This window comes from Niveispirillum irakense DSM 11586, from assembly GCF_000429645.1.
Taxonomy (GTDB): domain Bacteria; phylum Pseudomonadota; class Alphaproteobacteria; order Azospirillales; family Azospirillaceae; genus Niveispirillum; species Niveispirillum irakense.
In genome coordinates this window covers 339,142-360,319 of record NZ_KE386934.1, presented here as the reverse complement: position 1 = coordinate 360,319, position 21,178 = coordinate 339,142, and the positions used below count along the sequence as shown (strand labels likewise).

Annotated in this window: 19 protein-coding genes and 3 tRNA genes; 18 read left to right on the top strand and 4 right to left on the bottom strand. The window is 63.4% G+C overall.

Going from position 1 to position 21,178, the window contains the following annotated elements; translation table 11 throughout:
* Nucleotides 1–31 precede the first annotated feature (31 nt).
* The 6 genes from ftsH to G473_RS0120600 all read left to right on the top strand — a co-directional run bounded on the left by ftsH (nucleotide 32) and on the right by G473_RS0120600 (nucleotide 6,459).
* A complete protein-coding gene (ftsH, locus tag G473_RS0120625) occupies nucleotides 32–1,957 on the top strand; it encodes an ATP-dependent zinc metalloprotease FtsH (protein ID WP_029014656.1) in 1,926 nt (641 codons plus the stop codon).
* Nucleotides 1,958–2,102: 145 nt separating this feature from the next.
* Nucleotides 2,103–2,630, top strand: coding sequence for a hypothetical protein (locus G473_RS28160; RefSeq protein ID WP_051330533.1), 528 nt, complete (start codon nucleotides 2,103–2,105; stop codon nucleotides 2,628–2,630).
* Between the two features lie 87 nt (nucleotides 2,631–2,717).
* Nucleotides 2,718–3,773 carry a dihydropteroate synthase gene (gene folP / locus G473_RS28155; RefSeq protein WP_051330532.1) on the top strand — a complete coding sequence of 352 codons (1,056 nt, stop codon included), beginning with the start codon at nucleotides 2,718–2,720 and terminating at the stop codon, nucleotides 3,771–3,773.
* A gap of 78 nt (nucleotides 3,774–3,851) precedes the next feature.
* Nucleotides 3,852–5,222, top strand: coding sequence for a phosphoglucosamine mutase (gene glmM / locus G473_RS0120610; RefSeq protein WP_029014655.1), 1,371 nt, complete (start codon nucleotides 3,852–3,854; stop codon nucleotides 5,220–5,222).
* A gap of 5 nt (nucleotides 5,223–5,227) precedes the next feature.
* Nucleotides 5,228–6,028: a bifunctional hydroxymethylpyrimidine kinase/phosphomethylpyrimidine kinase gene (gene thiD, locus G473_RS0120605; protein WP_029014654.1), complete on the top strand. Its 801-nt coding sequence runs from the start codon at nucleotides 5,228–5,230 to the stop codon at nucleotides 6,026–6,028.
* On the top strand, nucleotides 6,025–6,459 hold the full coding sequence (locus tag G473_RS0120600) for a DUF3293 domain-containing protein (protein WP_029014653.1): 435 nt from the start codon (nucleotides 6,025–6,027) through the stop codon (nucleotides 6,457–6,459). Before thiD ends, G473_RS0120600 begins: the two co-directional genes overlap by 4 nt.
* Nucleotides 6,460–6,476: 17 nt before the next feature.
* Here the strand turns inward: G473_RS0120600 and G473_RS0120595 are convergent, their stop codons facing one another.
* A complete protein-coding gene (locus tag G473_RS0120595; protein ID WP_029014652.1) occupies nucleotides 6,477–7,892 on the bottom strand; it encodes an aminotransferase-like domain-containing protein in 1,416 nt (471 codons plus the stop codon).
* 179 nt (nucleotides 7,893–8,071) lie between these two features.
* Between G473_RS0120595 and G473_RS0120590 the strand changes: the two genes are divergently transcribed.
* From G473_RS0120590 to G473_RS0120565, 6 genes are all read left to right on the top strand, one after another.
* Complete coding sequence (locus G473_RS0120590) at nucleotides 8,072–8,686, top strand: LysE family translocator (RefSeq protein WP_035708487.1); 615 nt, start codon at nucleotides 8,072–8,074, stop codon at nucleotides 8,684–8,686.
* A gap of 13 nt (nucleotides 8,687–8,699) precedes the next feature.
* Nucleotides 8,700–9,131, top strand: coding sequence for a GNAT family N-acetyltransferase (locus G473_RS0120585; protein WP_035708484.1), 432 nt, complete (start codon nucleotides 8,700–8,702; stop codon nucleotides 9,129–9,131).
* 12 nt (nucleotides 9,132–9,143) lie between these two features.
* Nucleotides 9,144–9,926, top strand: coding sequence for a PhzF family phenazine biosynthesis protein (locus G473_RS0120580; RefSeq protein WP_029014649.1), 783 nt, complete (start codon nucleotides 9,144–9,146; stop codon nucleotides 9,924–9,926).
* Nucleotides 9,919–10,554 carry a LysE family translocator gene (locus G473_RS0120575; RefSeq protein ID WP_084438427.1) on the top strand — a complete coding sequence of 212 codons (636 nt, stop codon included), beginning with the start codon at nucleotides 9,919–9,921 and terminating at the stop codon, nucleotides 10,552–10,554. The genes G473_RS0120580 and G473_RS0120575 overlap by 8 nt, the downstream gene beginning before the upstream one ends.
* 210 nt (nucleotides 10,555–10,764) lie before the next feature.
* Nucleotides 10,765–12,474, top strand: a complete 1,710-nt coding sequence (locus G473_RS0120570; protein ID WP_029014647.1) for a hypothetical protein — start codon at nucleotides 10,765–10,767, stop codon at nucleotides 12,472–12,474.
* A 69-nt stretch (nucleotides 12,475–12,543) separates the two neighbouring features.
* Complete coding sequence (locus G473_RS0120565) at nucleotides 12,544–13,734, top strand: vWA domain-containing protein (protein WP_029014646.1); 1,191 nt, start codon at nucleotides 12,544–12,546, stop codon at nucleotides 13,732–13,734.
* An 88-nt stretch (nucleotides 13,735–13,822) separates the two neighbouring features.
* Here G473_RS0120565 and G473_RS0120560 read toward each other — a convergent pair.
* A tRNA-Asn gene (locus G473_RS0120560) sits at nucleotides 13,823–13,897 on the bottom strand.
* A gap of 75 nt (nucleotides 13,898–13,972) precedes the next feature.
* A tRNA-Asn gene (locus tag G473_RS0120555) sits at nucleotides 13,973–14,047 on the bottom strand.
* A 183-nt stretch (nucleotides 14,048–14,230) separates the two neighbouring features.
* Between G473_RS0120555 and G473_RS0120550 the strand changes: the two genes are divergently transcribed.
* Nucleotides 14,231–14,854, top strand: a complete 624-nt coding sequence (locus tag G473_RS0120550) for an NUDIX domain-containing protein (RefSeq protein WP_029014645.1) — start codon at nucleotides 14,231–14,233, stop codon at nucleotides 14,852–14,854.
* A 61-nt stretch (nucleotides 14,855–14,915) separates the two neighbouring features.
* Here G473_RS0120550 and G473_RS0120545 read toward each other — a convergent pair.
* A tRNA-Cys gene (locus tag G473_RS0120545) sits at nucleotides 14,916–14,989 on the bottom strand.
* A gap of 214 nt (nucleotides 14,990–15,203) precedes the next feature.
* Between G473_RS0120545 and G473_RS0120540 the strand changes: the two genes are divergently transcribed.
* The 5 genes from G473_RS0120540 (at nucleotide 15,204) to G473_RS0120520 (ending at nucleotide 21,148) form a co-directional block, all read left to right on the top strand.
* Nucleotides 15,204–15,869: a protein-L-isoaspartate O-methyltransferase family protein gene (locus G473_RS0120540; RefSeq protein ID WP_029014644.1), complete on the top strand. Its 666-nt coding sequence runs from the start codon at nucleotides 15,204–15,206 to the stop codon at nucleotides 15,867–15,869.
* 39 nt (nucleotides 15,870–15,908) lie between these two features.
* Complete coding sequence (locus G473_RS0120535; RefSeq protein ID WP_035708481.1) at nucleotides 15,909–16,220, top strand: rhodanese-like domain-containing protein; 312 nt, start codon at nucleotides 15,909–15,911, stop codon at nucleotides 16,218–16,220.
* A 2-nt stretch (nucleotides 16,221–16,222) separates the two neighbouring features.
* A complete protein-coding gene (locus tag G473_RS0120530) occupies nucleotides 16,223–17,629 on the top strand; it encodes a TolC family outer membrane protein (RefSeq protein WP_035708478.1) in 1,407 nt (468 codons plus the stop codon).
* A 162-nt stretch (nucleotides 17,630–17,791) separates the two neighbouring features.
* A complete protein-coding gene (locus G473_RS30035; RefSeq protein WP_245580211.1) occupies nucleotides 17,792–18,361 on the top strand; it encodes a DUF2497 domain-containing protein in 570 nt (189 codons plus the stop codon).
* Nucleotides 18,362–18,463: 102 nt separating this feature from the next.
* Nucleotides 18,464–21,148, top strand: a complete 2,685-nt coding sequence (locus tag G473_RS0120520) for a valine--tRNA ligase (protein WP_029014640.1) — start codon at nucleotides 18,464–18,466, stop codon at nucleotides 21,146–21,148.
* Nucleotides 21,149–21,178 lie beyond the last annotated feature (30 nt).

The window sequence follows — 21,178 nt, the reverse complement described above, 5'->3', positions numbered from 1 at the left end:
ACCGGGGTGCGGTGGATGAAAGGCGTGTGACGTGAACAATTTCGGTAAAAATCTGGCGCTGTGGCTGGTGATCGGGGTGCTGTTGATCGCCCTGTTCAACCTGTTCCAGACCTCGTCCACCCGCTCGACCCAATCGGGTCTGGCCTATAGCGAACTCTTGGCAGAGGTCGATCGCGGCGCGGTCACGGCCGTGACGATCAAGGGCGATCAGATTTCCGGTACGACGTCCGACGGGCGCGGCTTCACCACGATTGCGCCGCAGGGCAGCAACGTGGCGGACCGGCTGGTCGATAAGAATGTCCGGGTCAATGTCGTCCAGGAGGATAATAACCCCTCCCTGTTCAGCATCCTGCTGAGCTGGTTCCCCATGTTGCTGCTGATCGGCGTCTGGATTTTCTTCATGCGCCAGATGCAGGGTGGTGGCGGCAAGGCCATGGGCTTCGGCAAGTCCCGTGCCCGCCTGCTGACGGAAAAGGTCGGTCGCGTCACCTTTGACGATGTGGCGGGTATCGACGAGGCCAAGCAGGAACTGGAGGAGGTCGTTGACTTCCTGAAGGACCCGCAGAAGTTCCAGCGTCTGGGCGGTAAAATCCCGAAGGGCGTGCTGCTGGTGGGCCCGCCGGGTACGGGTAAGACCCTGACCGCCCGTGCGGTCGCCGGCGAAGCCAATGTGCCCTTCTTCACCATTTCCGGCTCTGACTTCGTGGAAATGTTCGTTGGTGTCGGTGCATCCCGCGTGCGCGACATGTTCGAGCAGGGCAAGAAGAACGCCCCCTGCATCATCTTCATCGACGAAATTGACGCGGTGGGTCGCCATCGCGGCGCCGGCCTGGGCGGTGGCAATGATGAGCGTGAGCAGACGCTGAACCAGCTTCTGGTCGAGATGGATGGTTTTGAGGCGAATGAGGGCGTGATCCTGATCGCCGCCACCAACCGTCCTGACGTGCTGGACCCGGCTCTGCTGCGTCCCGGTCGTTTCGACCGTCAGGTCGTGGTGCCCAATCCCGACGTGTTGGGCCGCGAGAAGATCGTGAAGGTCCATATGCGCAAGGTGCCGCTGGCACCCGACGTGGACCCGAAGATCATCGCCCGTGGCACCCCCGGCTTCTCCGGTGCTGATCTGGCCAATCTGGTCAATGAAGCGGCCCTGCTGGCGGCCCGTGCCGGCAAGCGCGTCGTCGGTATGGCTGATTTCGAAGCTGCGAAGGACAAGGTCATGATGGGGGCGGAGCGCCGTTCCATGGTCATGACCGAGAAGGAAAAGAAGCTGACCGCCTATCATGAGGCCGGCCATGCGCTGGTTTCCCTGATGGTGCCGGAATATGATCCACTGCATAAGGTCACGATCATCCCGCGTGGCCGCGCCCTGGGCGTGACCATGAACCTGCCGGAGCGCGACCGGACGAACTATACCAAGCGCGAGATGGAATCGCGTCTGGCGGTGCTGTTCGGCGGTCGTGTGGCTGAGGAGATCATCTTCGGGCCGGAGAACGTGACCACGGGTGCCGCCAGCGACATCCAGCAGGCTACCCGCTGGGCCCGCGCCATGGTGGCGGAATATGGCATGAGCGATAAGCTGGGCCGTGTCCGCTACAATGCGAATGAACAGGAAGTCTTCCTGGGCCATTCCGTGGCGCAGCAGCAGAACGTGTCTGAAGCGACATCGCAGCTCATCGACGAGGAAATCCGTCGTCTGATCGAAGAAGGCGAAGCGCAGGCCCGTCATCTGCTGACCACGCATCTGGACGACCTGCACAAGGTGTCCGAAGCACTCCTGGAATATGAAACCCTGTCGGGTGACGAAGTCCGGGCGCTGATGCGCGGTGACGATATTGTTCGCACCGACCCGCCGGCCCCGCGTCCGCCGGTGGCAGAGCCGCCGAAGAGCGCTGGTGGTCGCCGATCCTCCGTTCCCACCACGGGTGGCGGGGAGCCGGAGCCGCAGCCCGGCGTCTGATGCTGCCCTTACAAGTTCACACGCTTTTCAGCCCCCTGGTCCTGCGACCAGGGGGTTTTTCTTCGTGCATGCCGTTTTATTTCGGGCGCTTCGGCCCTCTCGTGCGTTTTCAATAAGAACGCAACCGACAGACAAGGAGGCTGAATTGGCCCGGAACCTACGAACTGAACGCCGTCTTCTGGCTGCCGATGAGTTTGAAACCGTCAGCACCACCCATTATCCGAAGCTGGCGGAACTGTCGGAGAAGGAATTAGCCGATACGATCCGTCGGCTGCGGGAAATGCGCAACAAGGCCCGTTCCCATAGCCATCGTCAGCGGCGGGAGATTCGCGGCAAGGCAGAACCGAAGGGACAGCGGACCCCCAGCGACAATAGCGGCAGCAAGGAAAAACTCCAGGTGCTGGCGGCGGCCCTGCAACGTGCCAAGCGTGCCGCTGGCCGGCTGGAGGATATTCGCCGTCCTGCCCGTCGCGGTCAGGTTGCCATCGCCCAGCGCGCCCTGGCCTTGAAAGCGAAGGCGGAAAAGCCCCACCACCCGCCGGCGGAACCGACGGCAGGGCAGGGGATGAACCCGGTCCCGTCGGAACCGGAGGACGCCTTCATCCGCGAAGGCGAATTTGACCGGTCGCCGCACGACAATCGCACCGCCCAGGGACTTCGCGACAAGGGTTGAGAAACCCCTTCTGATCGTGCGAATGGAATCGGGGGCCGTGGTGATCGCGGCCCCCTTTTTCGTCTCTGTTGCTGTCAGGTTTTCCCCATGCCCAGTGATCGTCTGCTACCCAACCATTGTTTCCGACCGCTGGGCCTGATCCATGGAAAGGCCGCGCGCCGGGCGGTGGCAGCGGGACATGCCCTGCCGCTACAGGGGGAGGGTATCGCCTTCATGGGTGTGGAACGGCTGGACCGTCAGGGGGATGGCAGGGTGACGCGCCATCCGGTGGGGCTTGCGGATTTTGGGATGTCCGCAGCCTCCTCTCCTTTCACGACAGCTTTGCCGAGATGGGCCGGGTTTGACCTGACACAGCCCCTGGTGATGGGCATCGTCAATGTCACGCCGGACAGTTTTTCCGACGGGGGCGATCATGCCAATGCTGAGGCGGCCATTGCCCATGGCAAGGCGCTGATGGCGGCGGGCGCCGACATCCTGGATGTTGGCGGTGAGTCGACAAGGCCCGGCGCCGCCCCGGTTCCCCCAGCGGAAGAAGCCGCAAGGGTGGCGCCGGTGATCCGTGCGCTGGCGGCGGCAGGTGCGGTGATTTCCATTGATACCCGCCACGCCCTGGTCATGCAGGCTGCCTTGGAAGCCGGGGCTCATATCATCAATGATGTAACGGGCCTGACCGGGGATCCAGACAGCCTGTCCGTCGCGGCGTCGGCTGGGGTGCCGGTGGTGCTGATGCATATGCAGGGTGACCCCCGCACCATGCAGGATGATCCCTGCTATGATGATGTGACGATGGATGTCTATCGCCATTTGGCAACCCTGATCGCCAGGGCAGAGGCCGCTGGTATCCCGCGCCGGCTGATTGCGCTGGACCCCGGTATCGGCTTTGGCAAGGGACTGGATCATAATGTCGATCTGCTGGCCGATACGGCTGTCTTCCACGGCTTGGGCTGCCCGATCCTGATCGGGGTCAGCCGTAAGCGGTTCATTGCGGCCCTGTCGCGGAATGAGCTGCCGAAGGACCGGGTGGCCGGGTCGCTGGCGGCAGGGCTTTACACGATGGGGCAGGGCGCGCAGATAGTGCGCGTACATGATGTGGCGGCCACCGTGCAGGCCCGTGCCGTCTGGATGGCCTTGCAGATGGCCTGACGGGCGCGCTCCCGCATGGTAGGTTTCCCCCAGATATTCCGTTACAGACCCCTGGCGGGTGTGGAGAGGTAGTGCAGCATGGCGCGTAGGATGTTCGGCACGGATGGTATTCGCGGCACCGCCAATACCGAGCCGATGACGGCGGAAATCGCGCTCAAGGTCGCCATGTCGGCGGCTTTGCAGTTCCGCCGGGGTGATCATCGCCATACCGTTGTCATTGCCAAGGATACCCGCCTGTCCGGCTATATGCTGGAGCCGGCTTTGACGGCGGGCTTCATTTCCATGGGTATGGATGTGATTCTGGTGGGGCCGTTGCCGACGCCTGGTGTGGCGATGCTCACCCGCTCCATGCGGGCCGATCTGGGGGTTATGATCTCGGCCAGCCATAACCCGTTCCAGGATAATGGCATCAAGCTGTTCGGCCCTGATGGCTACAAATTATCGGACGAGATCGAGAAGGAGATTGAGGCGCGGGTTGCCCAGCCCTTCGTGGAAGATCTGGCCGGTCCGCGTGATCTGGGCCGTGCCCAGCGGATGGATGATGCGTCCGGCCGCTATATCGAGGTGGTGAAGAGCAGCTTCCCCCGGGGCCTGCGGCTGGATGGGCTGAAGATCGTTATCGATTGTGCCCATGGGGCTGCCTATAAGGTGGCACCGCGCGTGCTGTATGAATTGGGGGCGGAGGTCGTCACCCTGTTCAACCAGCCCAATGGCTTCAACATCAATGACAAATGCGGCGCCACCGCCCCGGCTGCCATGCGCGCCGCCGTGGTGGAGCATCAGGCCGATATCGGCATCTCCCTGGATGGCGATGCCGACCGGCTGATCCTGGCCGATGAAACCGGCACCCAGATTGATGGCGACCAGATCATGGCTCTGATCGGGGCGAGCTGGGCGGAAAGCGGCCGGCTGCGCGGTGGCGGCGTTGTCGCCACGGTCATGTCCAATATGGGCATGGAGCTTTACCTGAAAGGGTTGGGCCTGACGCTTGCCCGCACCGCCGTGGGCGACCGCTATGTGGTGGAGCATATGCGCGAGCATGGCTTCAATGTTGGCGGGGAACAGTCCGGCCATGTCGTGCTGTCAGATTTCGCGACCACGGGTGATGGCTTGCTGGCCGCCTTGCAGGTGTTGGCCTGCATCCGCAAGGCGGGCCGGCCGGCATCAGAGGTGCTGCGTGTTTTCCAGCCTTTGCCGCAGGTGCTGAAGAATGTCCGCTATGATGCCGCTTCCGGCGTACGTCCGCTGGAAGACGGTGCTGTGAAGGCCGCCATTGCGGCGGGTGAGGCCAAGCTGGAGGATCGGGGCCGGGTGCTGATCCGCAAATCGGGCACCGAACCGCTGATCCGCGTCATGGCGGAAGGCGAGGATGACGCGCTGGTGAACGGCGTTGTCGATGATATTTGCGATGCAGTGCGGGTAGCCACCCGCAGCGTCGCTGCGGAGTAAGTGAGATGAAGGGGCGTGTCCTGATCATTGCCGGGTCCGATAGTGGGGGCGGGGCCGGTATCCAGGCTGATATCAAGGCGATCAGCGCTCTGGACGGCTATGCCATGACCGCGATCACGGCGCTGACGGCGCAGGATACAAGGGGTGTCCACGGTATTCATACGGTGCCGGTGCCCTTCCTTGTGCAGCAGATGGAACTGGTGCTGGATGATCTGGGCGCGGATGCGGTGAAAACCGGCATGCTGGCCACGGCGGAGGTGATCCATGCCGTGGCCGATACGCTGGCGGCCAAGGCGCCGGGCGTGCCGCTGGTGGCTGACCCGGTGATGGTGGCCAAGGGCGGTCACCGGTTGCTGGATGCCGATGCTACGGATGCCGTCCTGTCCCGGCTGCTCCCGCTGGCCGCCATCCTGACCCCCAATGTGCCGGAGGCGGAAGCCCTGACCGGGATCGAGATCAAGGATATTGACGGCATGCGCCGCGCCGGGCGCGACCTGCTGGCGCGCGGCGCCTCTGCCGTGCTGATGAAGGGCGGGCATATGGAAGGCCCGGTCTTGACCGACCTGCTGTTGACGCCGGACGGGGAATATCCTTTCACGGGGGAGCGGCTGGAGACACGCCATACCCATGGTACCGGCTGCACCCTGGCATCTGCGATTGCCACCGGGCTGGCCCAGGGGCTGGATGTGGTCGCCGCTGTCGCCCGCGCCCGCCGCTATGTTGATATCGCCATCCGCACCGCGCCCGGCTATGGTCATGGGCACGGCCCCCTGAACCATACCCACACCGTTGGTCCTTTCGTATGAGCAAGCCCGACCTGACCAAGCTGGTCCCCGCCTATAACAGCACGGCCTATGTGGTGCTGGACGGCAAGCGCACTGCGACCGCCACGGTCCTGTCACTGAATCCGGAGATCGACGCCTTGCTGGAACGGCGCGGGGCAGCGGAGATTGTCTTCGTGACGGCCTGGAATCCCCGGTCACAGCAGGCGTCGCCCGCTGAAAACGATGCGGCAACGGTGCGGTTGAAGGATATCCTCGAGGAAGAGGATCTGGACTACGTCCCGGCGGAGATGCGGCCGGCGACCAAGGATTGGCCGGTGGAAAAGGGCTTTGCCATTTTCGACCTGGCCCCGTTCGATGCGCTGCAACTGGCTGAAATGCTGGGCCAGTTCGCCATTGTCTGGCAGGGGCAGGGGCAGCCCGCGCAGGTGCTTTACACGCCCCTGGCCGTTTAAGGCACGGGAGCGCGGCCCTATACCAGGGCAGCACTGCTGGCGACGGGATGTTCCATCAGCCCGGCCAGGATATCCAGGCCCTGTTCCAGACCTTCCTGCTTGTCGACACCCATCAGGCAGATGCGAACGGCATTGGCGATCTCCCCCTTGCCGGCGGAAAAGGCATCGGCGGGCGTGATTTTCACGCCCCGTTCCAGGGCCACGCGCACAAGATCATCCCGGCGGATATGGTCTGGCAGCCGGCGCCAGAGATGGGTGACGGCTGGGTCCGACCCTTCCAGCCCCGCTGGCCCCAGGATGGTGCGCGCCCTGGCCTGCCGTTCTGCCAGCATCTGGCGGCGGCGCTGGGCGATCAGGGTGGCCTCTCCGCTGTCAATCAGTTCAGCCGCGACCACCATGCCCAGATGGGCCGGGGTCAGCAGGCTGGCCCGCAGCACGGTCGCCAGCCGGTCCAGCAAGGGGCGGGGGGCGATGACATACCCCGTTCGCAGGCCGGGAAACAGGCTTTTGGACAGGCTGCTGATATAAAGCGTCACATCGGGCCCCAGCACTGCCAGGGGCGGCGGCGGCGGCGATTTCAGGAACCCGTAAACATCATCCTCCACCAGCGTCAGGCCGATGCGGCGGGCGATATCGACCAGCGCCTGCCGCCGCTCCAGCGGCATGGTCGCCGTGGTCGGGTTGTGCAGCGTCGGCATACAATAAAGCACGTGGGCGCCATGGCTGCGCGCCGCCTGTTCCACCGCATCGGGGATCAGGCCGTCGCCATCCATGGCCACCGGGATCAGCCGCAGGCCCAGATGCAGCGCCAGGGATCGCAGGCCCGGATAGGTTAATTGCTCCACCAGCAGCGCATCGCCGGGTCGGGTGACGGCGGCGATGGCGGCATGCATGGCGCCCTGGCCCCCGGCGGCCAGCAGGATACGGTCGGGATCGGCTTCCAGCCCGGCGCTCTGGTCCAGCCAGTCGGCGATGCTGGCCCGCAATCTGGGATGGCCCATGGGCGTCTGATAGGACATCAGCAACGGCAGGTCGGGCTGCTGTGCCACATTCATGGTTGCGGCCGACAGGGCACTGGCATCAGGCCACAGCGCCGTGGCATTGACCGACAGGTCGATCAGCCCGCCCATGGCCAGCAGGCCGGCGCTGTCATGGGCCGAGTCCACCAGCCGTTTGGGGTCGCGCACGAAAGTGCCGCGCCCGACCTCTCCCCCGATCAGGCCCAGCCGCTCCGCTTCCTGATAGGCGCGGGTGATGGTGCCGACCGTCACCTTCAACTCCCAGGCCAGATCGCGATGCGTGGGCAGTCGCGTGCCGGGTGCCAGGGTGCCGGCGGCAATGTCATCGGCAAGCGCGGTGGCAATGGCGCGGTATAGCGGGCCGGGACGTCCGGTCAGATCCGGACGCCAGGCGATGGTGGCGGGCTGGTTCATGGCAAAGCCTGCGTGCAATTCCAATTGTCACGGTCACAATGGACGGGTGATCTGTTATTCCGGCCAGGATAAGCCCGAAACATTCGTATTGCAACGGGTGTATCCCTGGAATGCGTCGTTGATACTGTGACAATAACCCGGTCTATGTATTCTTTGTACCCACACATTTGGGGGAAATCATGGATGGGTTACCGACGGAAGCGGCGCTGGAACATCTCCTTGCACTGGCTGCCTATTGCATCGCCACATCGGTAACGCCGGGTCCTAACAATATGATTCTGGCGGCCAGCGGCGCCACCTTCGGCTTCCGCCGCACGGTGCCCAACATGCTGGGGATTGTTGCTGGTTTCGGTACGCTGTTGCTGCTGGCGGGCATGGGGGGTGAGGCATTGCTGCGGGCGGTGCCCTCGCTGGAAATGGGGCTTAAGATCGGCGGTGTCGCCTATCTGCTCTATCTGGCCTGGAAGATCGGCACGGCTGGCCGGCCTGAGGCGGGGTCCCGTGCCCGACCGCTTGGTTTCTGGCAGGCCGCCGCCTTTCAGTTCATCAATCCCAAGGGCTTGGCAATGGCTGTATCCGCCCATGCCACCTTCCGTTTTCCCGAATTCGGCCATTGGGGCAGCATCCTGACCGTGACCGGCATGTTCCTGGTCGTCGGGATGCCCTGCACCCTGATCTGGACCCTGTTCGGCCAGGGCGTTGGGCGCTGGCTGCATGATGATCGCCGCCTGCGCCTGTTCAATGGCGGGTTGGGTCTGGCAACGGCGGCATCGGCCCTGTTGCTTGTTCTGTAAGGGGGTACGGCTTATGGCGCCTGCGATTATTTATGCCGTTGAGACAAAGCTGCGGACCGCAGAGTTTATCGATGTGCTGCGCCGCTCCGGTCTGGCGGAGCGGCGGCCAGTCGATGATCCGGCCCGCATCGACGCCATGCTCCGCCACGCCAATCTGATTGTCACCGCACGCGTGGGGGGACAACTGGTCGGCATCGCCAGATCCGTCACCGATTTCGCCTTCTGCTGCTACCTGTCCGACCTGGCGGTGGACAAGGCGTGGCAGGGCAAGGGCATCGGGCGCCGCCTGATGGTGGAAACGCGCGATGCGGCCAGCCGCGATCTTGGGGAGGATGGTGGGCGCCCCCTGCGCTGCCTGCTGCTCGCCGCCCCCGGCGCCATGAGCTATTACCCCCAGGCCGGCCTGACCCGTCTGGATAATGCCTTCGACTTCACCACACTCTAGGGGAGGGGGCCGATGCGCCTGCCGATCTATCAGGTTGATGCCTTTACCGACCGTCTGTTCACCGGCAACCCGGCCGCCATCGTACCGCTGGAGACATGGTTGCCCGAAGAGGTGATGCAGGCCATCGCCGCAGAAAATAATCTGGCGGAAACCGCCTTTATCGTGCGGGAGGGGGCGGATTGGGCCATCCGCTGGTTCACGCCCACGGTGGAAATTGATCTCTGTGGCCATGCCACCCTGGCATCGGCTTTCGTGATCAGCCGTTTTATTGCGCCGGGCAGCACAGCGCTGTGTTTTGCCACCAAGATGGCAGGGGCGTTGACCGTTACCGTTGATGGCGACCTGTTCACGCTGGATTTTCCCAACCGCCCCGCCAAGCCGGTGGAAATCCCGGCCGATGTGGTGGCAGCGCTGGGGGGACCGGTGCCCCAGGCCGCCTTCCAGTCGCGCGATACGATGCTGGTTTATGAGAGCGCCGATCAGGTTCGTGCCCTCACACCGGATTTTGTCGCCCTGGGGCACACCAGGCGCATGGTGTGCGTCACGGCGCCGGGGGTGGATGTGGATTTCGTCTCCCGCTTCTTCGGGCCGTCGGAAGGGATACCAGAAGACCCCGTGACCGGATCGGCCCACTGCACCCTGATCCCCTATTGGGCCGCCCGGCTGGGCCGCGACAGGCTGGAAGCACGGCAGATTTCCCCCCGTGGCGGGCGGCTGCACTGCCGCTTGCTGGGCGATCGGGTCCATATTGCTGGCCGGGCAGTGCTGTATCTGGAAGGCGTGATCCATGTCTGACCTGCTGCCCCTGCCGGTTCTGGCCGGCTTTGCCGCCCTGTGCCTGGGCATGGTGCTGACGCCGGGGCCGAACATGGCTTATCTCGTCTCCCGCTCCATCTGCCAGGGCCGGGCGGCGGGGCTGGTGTCGCTGGCAGGGGTGGCCCTGGGCTTCTGGATTTATCTGCTGCTGACGGTCTTCGGCATTGCCGCCGTGTTGGCCACCTACCCGGTGGCCTTTGATCTGATGCGCTGGGCTGGGGCGGCCTATCTGGCGTGGCTGGCCTGGGGGGCGTTGCGGCCCGGTGGCCGATCGCCCTTTCAGGTACGGGATCTGCCGCCAGACGGGGCGGGGCGCCTGTTCGCCATGGGCCTGTTCACCAACCTGCTGAACCCGAAGGCGGCGCTGCTTTATTTGTCCTTGCTGCCGCAATTCATCGACCCTGCGCGCGGATCGGCCCTGCTCCAGGGCATCATGCTGGGTTTGACGCAAATGGTGGTCAGCCTGTCCGTCAATACGGTGTTTATTGTGATCGCCGGCTCGATTGCCGGCTTTCTGTCCCGTCATCCCGCCTGGGCCCGGGCGCAGCGTTTTTTAATGGGCTCTGTCCTTGGTGGACTGGCGATGCGCTTGGCAATTGTTCGTTAATTATAATTTCCAGCAATAATGCTGAATATTTATGACTTTGGGAACAGCCATGCCATTTTCTGATTTTCCGGGAATGTGAAGCGCATATTACTCTGTTTACCGAACCTTAGTAATTAGGCCAGAATAAGGACCGCCAGCCCTCTTCCCCCCAATGGATGGCCGGCCGGCGGCGCGGTGCTTGGGGTCGTCGTTTCTTTTGAGCCTTGGCCCGTGGATAAAGACAAACTCATTGGCGCCGTTTCGACGGTCTACGAACTGCACAGTTTCCATGGCGACACCTGGCTTCTGGTTCGGGATTCTCCCGATCTGCGCCAGTTGGAACCGTCTGCCGCCATGCTGGTGCAGCGCAATGAGGTGGATGGCATCCGTCTTGTCCGCCGTGCCGACTACAAGGTGCATGATTTTTCCACCACGGTGACCCTGGTCAAGCGTCTGCGTGCCGGCGTGCAGGAAACGGACCCGCTGGCCCGCGCCAACCCTGGCCGCGATGCCTCCTGGTGCGACCGGCCGGAGGATTTGCTGGGCGACGTACAGCGGCAGATGATCCGCACCTTCTTTGCCAAATATCTGGATGAGAACCGCCTGACCCCCCTGGAAGTGCTGACCTATGAACGCCCGGCAAAGGCCCTGGACGGGGCCGGTACCGTGGTGCAGGGCGCCTTGCAGCGGCTTGCCTCCATCCAGGTGCGCGGGACGAAGCAGACGGCTGTCGCCCGGATGAAAGAGTTGATGGCGATTGCCGATGAAGGCTTGTCCCGCCTGGTGAAACAGGCCAAGGGCAACCCGCCGCCGCCCATCGGGCCGGGCGGGCTGATCGCCCTGGCAGATGCCTGGAAAGGGCCGGCAGCGGATCTGGATCGCCACCTCTATCGTGCCGTCGCCGCCACCCTGTTTGACGCCAAAAGCTGGGTGGAGAAGTTGGACCGTCTGTTCCAGCTTGCCACGCCGGACATGACCGTGCGGGAGATGCGGATTCTGGACGGCCTGGCAGCCGAAATCCTGGCATCTCCCCTGGCCCTGAAGGAATTGGCAGGGGAGGAGAGAACGCGCCTGGATCTGGTCCTGAACGCGATTGACCTTTATGTCGGCAATCTGGGGGCTGGCAGCAAGGTGCAGCGGCCGGTGGGGGTGGGGGCCCTCTCCACCCTGCTGGCCGCAGGCGTGCTGCCCCGGACGCTCGCGGAATTGCGCCTGGGCCTGTTGCGCCATCTCCACGCCCGGCTTCCCTTGCGTGGCGATGGCGGTATTCGGGACGAGATGCAGGCGACAGTGGAAGTGCTGGCCCACCTCCGCCGCCGCGCGCCTATGCTGGCGCGCGATGAAGAGGTGCTGGAGGCGCTGGCCCAGCGTGCCGACAGGCTGATCCAGCCGGAATCGATGTCGGAACTGATCGGTCCCATTCGCAGCACTGTCGTGCGGGCGGAAACCGTCCTCTCCCTGGCGGAAGAGGCGCCGGGCGACGCGCCCAAGGCCAAAATCGCCACATATCTGCGCAGCCTGATCGTCCCGGAGGACATCATCCGGGAACAGAGCAGCCGGCTGGAAGCGATTAAGACATTGGGCAGCATGGCGCGGCGCATCATGCAATCCGGCATGCCCATAGGGCCGAAGCGGGAAATGGCCGATATTCTGGACGCCGCGATTTTTGATGCGATCCGGACTGAAATCCTGGCCAACCAGACCCTGAACTATACCGACCGCATCCTGGCCATCGTCCGTCTCTGCACCGGCCTGCCGGAAGGGCGGGCCCGGCAACTGGCGGCCGATCAACTGACCCAGGCCCTGCGCCGGCCGGAATTCATCCTGAATTATCTGGAGCGGTTCCCCGGTGCGCAGGAACGGCGGGATGCCTATTTCAAGCTGTGCGACGCGATGCTTGAATCGGGGCTGGTGGATCGTTCCCTGGTGCCCCACGCTTGATTGGCGGCATCGGCGGGGTTCATCCTGCGCGCCTGTGTTCCCGGCGGTGCTGGTAAGGGAAGGGCGGCCATGTTCATCAGCTTCTTTTATGATCTGCGCAAGGCCGGGCTGCCTGTCAGCCTGAATGAATATCTGGCGCTGATGGAGGCGATGAAAGCCGGCATCGCCGGCTACGCCGTGGATGATTTCTATTATCTCTCCCGCGCTATCCTGGTGAAGGATGAGCGCAATCTGGACAAGTTTGACCGCGTATTCGCCAGCCTGTTCAAGGGGCTGGAGGCGGGGGGCGCCATAACCGGCGATGAATTGACCGCCACGATCCCGGAGGAGTGGCTGCGCCGTCTGGCGGAGAAATTTCTGACCGAGGAGGAGAAGGCCCAGATCGAAGCCCTGGGCGGCTGGGACAAGCTGATGGAGACGCTTGCCCAGCGGCTGGCTGAACAGAAAGACCGTCACCAGGGTGGCAATAAATGGATCGGCACCGCCGGAACCAGCCCGTTCGGGGCCTATGGCTACAATCCGGAAGGGGTGCGCATCGGTCAGCATGAAAGCCGTCACCGGCGGGCGGTGAAGGTGTGGGACAAGCGGGACTTCCGCAATCTGGATGATCAGGTTGAGATCGGCACCCGCAACATCAAGGTGGCGCTGCGCCGTCTGCGCAAATTCGCCCGCACCGGGGCGGCGGAAACGCTGGACTTGCCGGACACGATCCGCTCAACCGCCCGCAATGCCGGATATCTGGACCTGAAACTGGTGCCGGAACGGCATAATGCCGTCAAGGTTCTGCTGTTTTTGGATATTGGCGGCTCGATGGACGACCATATCCGCCTGTGCGAGGAATTGTTCAGCGCCGCCCGCAGCGAATTCAAGCATCTGGAATATTTTTACTTCCATAATTGCGTCTATGAAGGCGTGTGGAAGGATAACCGACGCCGCCATGCGGAGCGGATGGACACGCTGGACGTGATCCATACCTATGGGCCGGACTATAAACTTGTCTTTGTCGGCGATGCGGCGATGAGCCCGTATGAGATCACCCAGCCCGGCGGCAGTGTGGAGCATTTCAACCCGGAGCCGGGGATTGCCTGGATGCAGCGCCTGCTGGAAAAGTACCGGCATGCCGCGTGGTTGAACCCCACCGATGAGCGCTATTGGCCCTATACCCAGTCCATCGGCCTGATGGGCCGGATCATGGAAGGGCGCATGTACCCGATGACGCTGGAAGGGCTGGATGCTGCGATGCGGGGCTTGAACCGGTAGCGGGTCGATTCGGGCGTCGCCAGAAAGCACGTATCAACGGGCCTGAAACAAACAAGGCCGGATACCTTGCGGTATCCGGCCTTGATATTGGCTCCCAGGGAGGGATTCGAACCCCCGACCGGGCGGTTAACAGCCGCCTGCTCTACCTCTGAGCTACCTGGGATCAGCACTGAAAACTCTATACTTTTTCTTCCGTCCGGAGAAGACCATATGCCGAAACACGCGGTCTTTCGCGAAATGGCTCCCAGGGAGGGATTCGAACCCCCGACCGGGCGGTTAACAGCCGCCTGCTCTACCTCTGAGCTACCTGGGAACAACATCAGGGCCGCACACCGTTTCCGGTGCCGCGTCCTGCGGTGGGCGGGCTTATAGCCAACTGCGATCGGGTTTGTAAACCCCTGTTTCGTGCTTTTTCCGTTTTTCTTCTGCAGGGTGGAAAAAGCATGAAAATCCAGGCTCATAATCGGCAGCCTTTGACGATGGATCTCCACCGGCCATGACCGACGATACGCAAGCCAACCCGTGGCGCACCCTCTCCACCCGCAGCATTTACACTAATCCCTGGATTGAACTGCAGCATAACGAGGTTCTGACCCCGGCGGGCTCGCCGGGCATCTATGGGGTGGTGCGGTTCCGTAACCATGCGGTGGGCGTGTTGCCCGTGTCGGCCAATGGGGATACGTGGCTGGTCGGGCAATATCGCTACGCCCTTGACCGTTATAGCTGGGAGATACCGGAAGGGGGCTGCCCCCTGGGGACAGCGCCCGCGGATACCGCGTTGCGTGAATTGCGGGAGGAAACAGGCCTGATCGCCGCCAATCTGATGCCGATCCAGGCCGTGGATATGTCCAACAGTGTCTGCGATGAACAGGGCACCCTGTTCATCGCCTGGAACCTGGCGGAAGGGGAGGCGATGCCGGAGGAGACGGAACAGCTCCATGTCCGGCGGCTGCCCTTGCGCGCAGCGCTGGACATGGCCCTGACGGGGCAAATCACAGACAGCCTGAGCCTGATTGCGCTGCTGCGTCTGCCGATTCTGGCGGCGCAGCCTGACCTGCCGGCCGATCTGCGGGCCGCCCTTGATCAGGGGCTTGGTCTGTCAGGCCGGGCAATAGGCTGATAAAGGAAAAGCCCGCCTGGGATGGGCGGGCTTTTCACATTCTGTATCGCTACAGGAATTCTGGAGGCACGGCCGGGAATCGAACCCGGATTCACGGATTTGCAGTCCGTTGCATCACCATTCTGCCACCGCGCCAACGGTGCGCTTCCAGGCCAGGGCCCTTCAGCGTGGGGCCGGTATATAGACGGGCTTGCCGGGGCAGGTCAAGCGTCTCTCGCAAAAGAACGGCAAGTTCCTGCATAGGCGCAGGCGCAACATTGTGTTCCCGTGACAGGGCGGATATATACAGCCAGGGATTTCCTGCGAAATCCCCCTCATCCTCTCCTTATCCCAGCGACAGAACTCCCCCATGATGGCCACCACCGAATACGGCACCGCCCGCTTCAACATGGTCGAGAGCCAGCTTCGGCCGAACAAGGTTACCGATCCCCGTCTGGTCGATGCCTTCCTCGCCGTTCCGCGCGACCAGTTTGTTCCGGCGGCCCTGCGGGGTGTTGCCTATGTCGACAAGGCGATCCCGGTCGGCAATGGCCGCTATCTGCTGGAACCGATGGTGCTGGCCCGCCTGCTGCAGGCGGCGCGCGTCGGTGCGGGTGATCTGGTGCTGGATGTGGGCACGGCCACTGGCTATTCCGCCGCGATTATCGGCCGTCTTGCGGCCACTGTCGTCGCCCTGGAATCCGATGCCGATCTGGCAGCCCAGGCCAATCAGGCGATGCAGAGCCACGGTGTGGACAATGCCGCGATCATGCAGGGGCCGCTCGGCGCCGGCTGGGCGAAGCAGGGGCCCTATAATGTGATCGTGCTGCAGGGCGCCGTCACGGCTGTGCCGCAGGCCCTGTTGGACCAACTGGCCGAGGGTGGTCGTCTGCTCACTGTCGTGCTGCCGGAAAGCGGAATGGGTGTTGCCCGCCTGTACGAGAAGCTGGGCGGCGTTCTGTCCAGCCGCAACCTGTTTGATGCGTCGGCCCATCTCCTGCCGGGGCTGGAAGCAAAGCCCGATTTCCGCTTCTGATTTCCGACCGGTTCAACTTCTGTGCGCGGCGTCACTGACATGGATATCCAGGTGGAGGATTTGGCAGTGCGCGTTGAACAGGGTGACATTACCCTGTTGGACGTGCGCGAAGGGTGGGAAGTGGAGCTTTGTGCCATTGATGGCAGCCTGCATATTCCGCTCGGACAGTTGCTGGCCTCTGTGTCGTCGCTGCCGAGGGACCGCGATCTGGCGGTCCTTTGCCACCATGGAATGCGCAGTGCGCATGCAACCGCATGGCTGCGTGCACAGGGATTTGACCGGGCCGTGAATATAGCGGGCGGGATCGACGCTTGGGCCCGGCGGATCGACCCCTCGATGAAGGTGTATTGAACATGGCAGCCTCTCGTTTGTCGCCGATCCTGCGCCGTCTGGCGCGCTCCGCCCTTCCGTTCGCGGCTCTTGCCGTCGGGCTTGGTTTCTCCCCCGCCCAGGCACAGTCCCTTACGGATGCGCTGGCCCAGGCCTATCAGACCAATCCGGCGCTGGAAGCGGCCCGCGCGGAATTGCGCGCGGTCGATGAAAACGTGCCCCAGGCCCGGTCCGGCTTCCTGCCGACCCTGAATGCCAGCGCCGATGCCGGTCGCTATCACCAGAAGACGCTGGGCACCAACGGTTCCGCCAACTGGAACCAGCAGTCTGCCGGTGTTGAACTGGTCCAGCCGCTTTACCGCGGTGGCCGCACCGTTGCCGCCCTGTCCCGCGCCGAGGCCCTGGTCCGCGCCCAGCGTGCGGCCCTGTCTGCGACCGAACAGAATGTCCTGCTGTCGGCGGTGACCGCTTACAGCGACGTGGTCCGTGATCAGGCCGTGGTTGATCTGACCGTCAATAACGAGCAGGTCCTGCGCCGCCAGTTGGAAGCCTCCAACGACCGGTTCCGCGTGGGGGAAATCACCCGCACCGACGTCAGCCAATCCGAATCGCGTCTGGCCCTGTCGACCTCCAACCGCATTGCGGCGGAAGGTCAGTTGAACGCCAGCCGCGCCATCTTCGCCCGCCTGATCGGTCAGGCTCCGGAGAAGCTGGTGCAGCCGGTTCCGGCGGTTGAACTGCCCAGTTCCCTGGAAGCAACTGTCGCCCTGGCGGAACAGAATAACCCCGCCGTTCTGGCGGCCCGCTTCTCTCAGCGGGCGGCTGAAGCGGCGGTTGACCAGACGACGGGTGAATTGCTGCCCAGCGTTTCCCTGGTCGGCAGCTATAACCGCACGTGGGACCGGCCCACGGGTACGGGCCTGGACGGCCGCTCCATCGATTCGAATATCGATGAAGGCGCCATCGTTGCCCGCGTGACGATCCCGATTTACGAAGCGGGTGCAACCACGTCGCGCGTTCGTCAGGCCAAGCAGGTACAGCAGCAGCGCCGGAACGAGCTGGACGAGCAGCTTCGTCAGGCGCGTGAAAGCGGTATCCGTTCGTGGGAAGCCCTGGTGACATCCCGCGCCTCCATCAAGTCCCGTCAGGAGCAGGTTCGCGCCGCCAATATCGCTTTGGAAGGCGTGCGCCAGGAAGCGACCGTCGGTTCGCGCACCGTGCTGGATACGCTGGATGCCGAGCAGGAATATCTGAATGCCCAGGTGGAACTGGTCCGCGCCCAGCGTGATGAGGTCGTGGCTATATTCCAGGTTCTGTCGGCGACCGGTCAGTTGACGGCCAGCCGTCTGGCCCTGCCAGTCCAGACCTATGATTACGAGGCTTATTACAACGAAAATCGCGATAAGCTGTGGGGCGTCTCCGTCGATTGAGGCGTCCGGATCATTCCGGTTCGCTAAATGGGGGGCTTTTGCCCCCCATTTTCATTAAGCACATGGAAATTTGTTCGTTTCTGCCCTAGGCTGACGACCAAATTCGTGGAAGGTCGGGTTAAGCGCGAAATGGTCGATAAAGGGTCGCCTCAAGAACCGTCGATGGAAGAGATCCTGGCTTCCATCCGCAGGATCATTTCCGAGGATAGTGACGCGCCGCCGCCCGTGGAGGAGCCGCCGCTTGCGCCTCCACCTCCGCCGCCGCCACCTCCACCTCCTCCCCCCCCGCCACCGCCGCCGCCCCCCCCTCCGCCACCGCTGGTGATGGAAGAGGAGCCGTTCGAGCTGCCGATGGATGAGCCGGAGGAGGAGCCGCCTCTGGAATTGACCCAGATGGTGGATGAGCCGGAGGAGCCTCCCTTCTTTGAACCGGCACCCCCGCCGCCGCCGGTGCGGCGCCCGCTGCCGCCCATGGATGATGGGCTGATCTCTGATCAGGCTGCCGACGCTGCCAGCCGTGCCTTTGCTTCCGGGCTGGCCGGGTTCCGCCGGGGCGGGCCCAGCATCCATGGCGAAGGACCGGTCGGTCGTTCCGACACCACGGTCGAACAGATCGTCTATGATCTGGTGCGCCCGATGATTCGCGAATGGCTGGACGATAACCTGCCCACCATGGTGGAGCGTCTGGTCAAGCGCGAGATTGAGCGGGTAGTACGGCGCGGCCTCGACTGACGCGCCTGCCCGCATTGCACGAAAGTTAGGGGGCGGCGCCTGGACGGTGCCGCCCCTTTCCATTTATCAACTGTGCCAACCCTGTCACCTGAAGGCCCGGTCATGCTGGAAAAGACCTTTTCCCCCGCCGATGTGGAATCGAATCACTACCAACGCTGGGAGAAGGACGGCGCCTTCGCCGCCCATGTAGACAGCAATCAGGTGCCCTACACCATCATGATGCCGCCGCCCAATGTGACGGGCAGCCTGCATATGGGGCATGCGCTGACCTTCACCCTGCAGGACATCCTGATTCGCTATCAGCGGATGCGCGGCAAGGATGCCCTGTGGCAGCCCGGCACCGACCATGCCGGCATCGCCACCCAGATGGTGGTGGAGCGTAATCTGGGCAAGGAAGGCATCACCCGCCAGCAGTTGGGCCGCGAAAAGTTCCTGGAGAAGGTCTGGGAATGGAAGGCCGAATCCGGTGGCACCATCACCAACCAGTTGCGCCGCCTCGGTGCTTCCACCGACTGGAGCCGTGAGCGCTTCACGATGGATGAGGGCCTGAATAAGGCCGTGCGCAAGGTCTTCGTGGAACTGCACCGCCAGGGCCTGATCTATCGCGACAAGCGACTGGTGAACTGGGATCCTAAGCTGCACACCGCCATTTCCGACCTCGAGGTGGAGCAGAAGGAGGTTGCCGGCAATCTCTGGCACTTCCGCTACCCGATCGAGGGGGAGCCGGGCCGTTACATCGTGGTCGCCACCACCCGGCCGGAAACCATGCTAGCCGATACCGCCGTTGCCGTGCATCCCGAGGATGAGCGCTACAAGGACATTATCGGCAAGTTCGTGCGCCTGCCGCTGGTCGGCCGCCTGATCCCCATTGTCGGCGATGAATATGCCGACCCGGAGACGGGGTCCGGTGCGGTGAAGATCACCCCCGCCCATGACTTCAACGATTTCGAGGTCGGTCGCCGGCATAATTTGCCGCTGATCAACCTGCTGGACCGCGATGCCCGCATCGTGGAGACGTTCGAAGGCTACAAGCCCGGCGCCAATGGCCGCCTGGAAGCCTTCAGCGAGCCGGTGCCGGAAGCCTATCGCGGGCTGGACCGGTTCGCGGCGCGCAAGCAGGTGGTCGCCGATCTGGAAGCGCTGGAACTGCTGGAACAGATCGTGCCGCACAAGATGACGGTGCCCCATGGCGACCGCTCCGGCGTGGTGATCGAGCCCTGGCTGACCGATCAATGGTATTGCGATGCCGCCACGCTGGCCAAGCCCGCCATCGAGGCGGTGGAGACCGGCAAGACCGTCTTCGTGCCGCGCCAGTGGGAAAACACCTATTTCGAATGGATGCGCAACATCCAGCCCTGGTGCATTTCCCGCCAGCTCTGGTGGGGCCACCAGATCCCCGCTTGGTATGATGCCGACGGCAACGTCTTCGTTGCCGAGACCGAGGAGGAAGCGCAGGCTCAGGCTGGGGCCGGCGTGGCGCTGACCCGCGACAGCGACGTGCTGGATACGTGGTTCTCCTCCGCGCTGTGGCCGTTCAGCACGCTGGGCTGGCCGGAACAGACGCCGGAGCTAGGCCGCTATTATCCCGGCGACGTGCTGGTGACCGGCTTCGACATCATCTTCTTCTGGGTTGCCCGGATGATGATGATGGGCATCCATTTCATGGGCGATGTGCCGTTCAAGACCGTCTACATCCACGCCCTGGTCCGCGATGAGAAGGGCCAGAAGATGTCGAAGTCGAAAGGCAACGTCATCGACCCGCTGGATGTGATCGACCAATATGGCTGCGACGCGCTGCGTTTCACCCTGACGGCCATGGCAGCGCAGGGCCGCGATATCAAGCTGGCGGTCAACCGTGTCGAAGGCTATCGCAACTTCGCCACCAAGCTGTGGAATGCCGCCCGCTATGCGGAAATGAATCAGGTCGCGCCGGTGGCCGGGTTCGATCCGGCCAAGGTGGGGCTGACGGTCAATAAATGGATCATCGCCGCCTTCCAGCAGGCATCGGCCCGGGTGACGGAGGCGCTGGACGCCTATAAGTTCAACGAGGCGGCGGCTGGTATCTATCAGTTCGCCTGGAACAGCTTCTGCGACTGGTATCTGGAATTCACCAAGCCGATCCTGAATGGCGAGGATGAGGCTGCCAAGGCCGAAACCCGCGCCACCACGGCCTGGGTGTTCGACCGTATCCTGCATCTGCTGCACCCGGTGATGCCCTTTATCACCGAAGAGCTGAATGAGAAGACCGGCGGCCTGACCAAGACCCTGATCAGTGCCGAATGGCCGCTGGCCAATGAAGCCCTGGTGGATGCCGCGGCTTCGGCCGAGATGGAATGGGTGGTGAAGCTGATTTCCACCATCCGCACCGTGCGGTCGGAAATGAATGTGCCGCCGTCAGCCCAACTGCCGCTGCTGCTGAAGGGGGCGAATGCGGAGACGGAACGGCGGCTGGCCACCCACCGCGACCTGATCCTGCGTCTGGCCCGCCTGTCCGGCGTGGATGCGACGAATGAGGCGGCAGCCAAGGGTTCCGCCCAGGCCGTGCTGGACGAGGCCACCCTGGTGCTGCCGCTGGCCGACTTCATCGACATTGAGAAGGAGAAGGCCCGTTTGGCGAAGGAAATTGGCAAGCTGGAGCAGGAAATCGGCAAGATCGACGCCAAGCTGGCCAACAAGAACTTCGTCGACAAGGCCCCGGAAGAGGTGATCGAGGAACAGCGGGAGCGCCGGGCGGAGGCCGATACCGTCCGCGCCAAGCTGGCCGCAGCGTTGGCCCAGTTGGGCTGATAGGGAAAGGGCGGCATCCTTGAAAGGTGC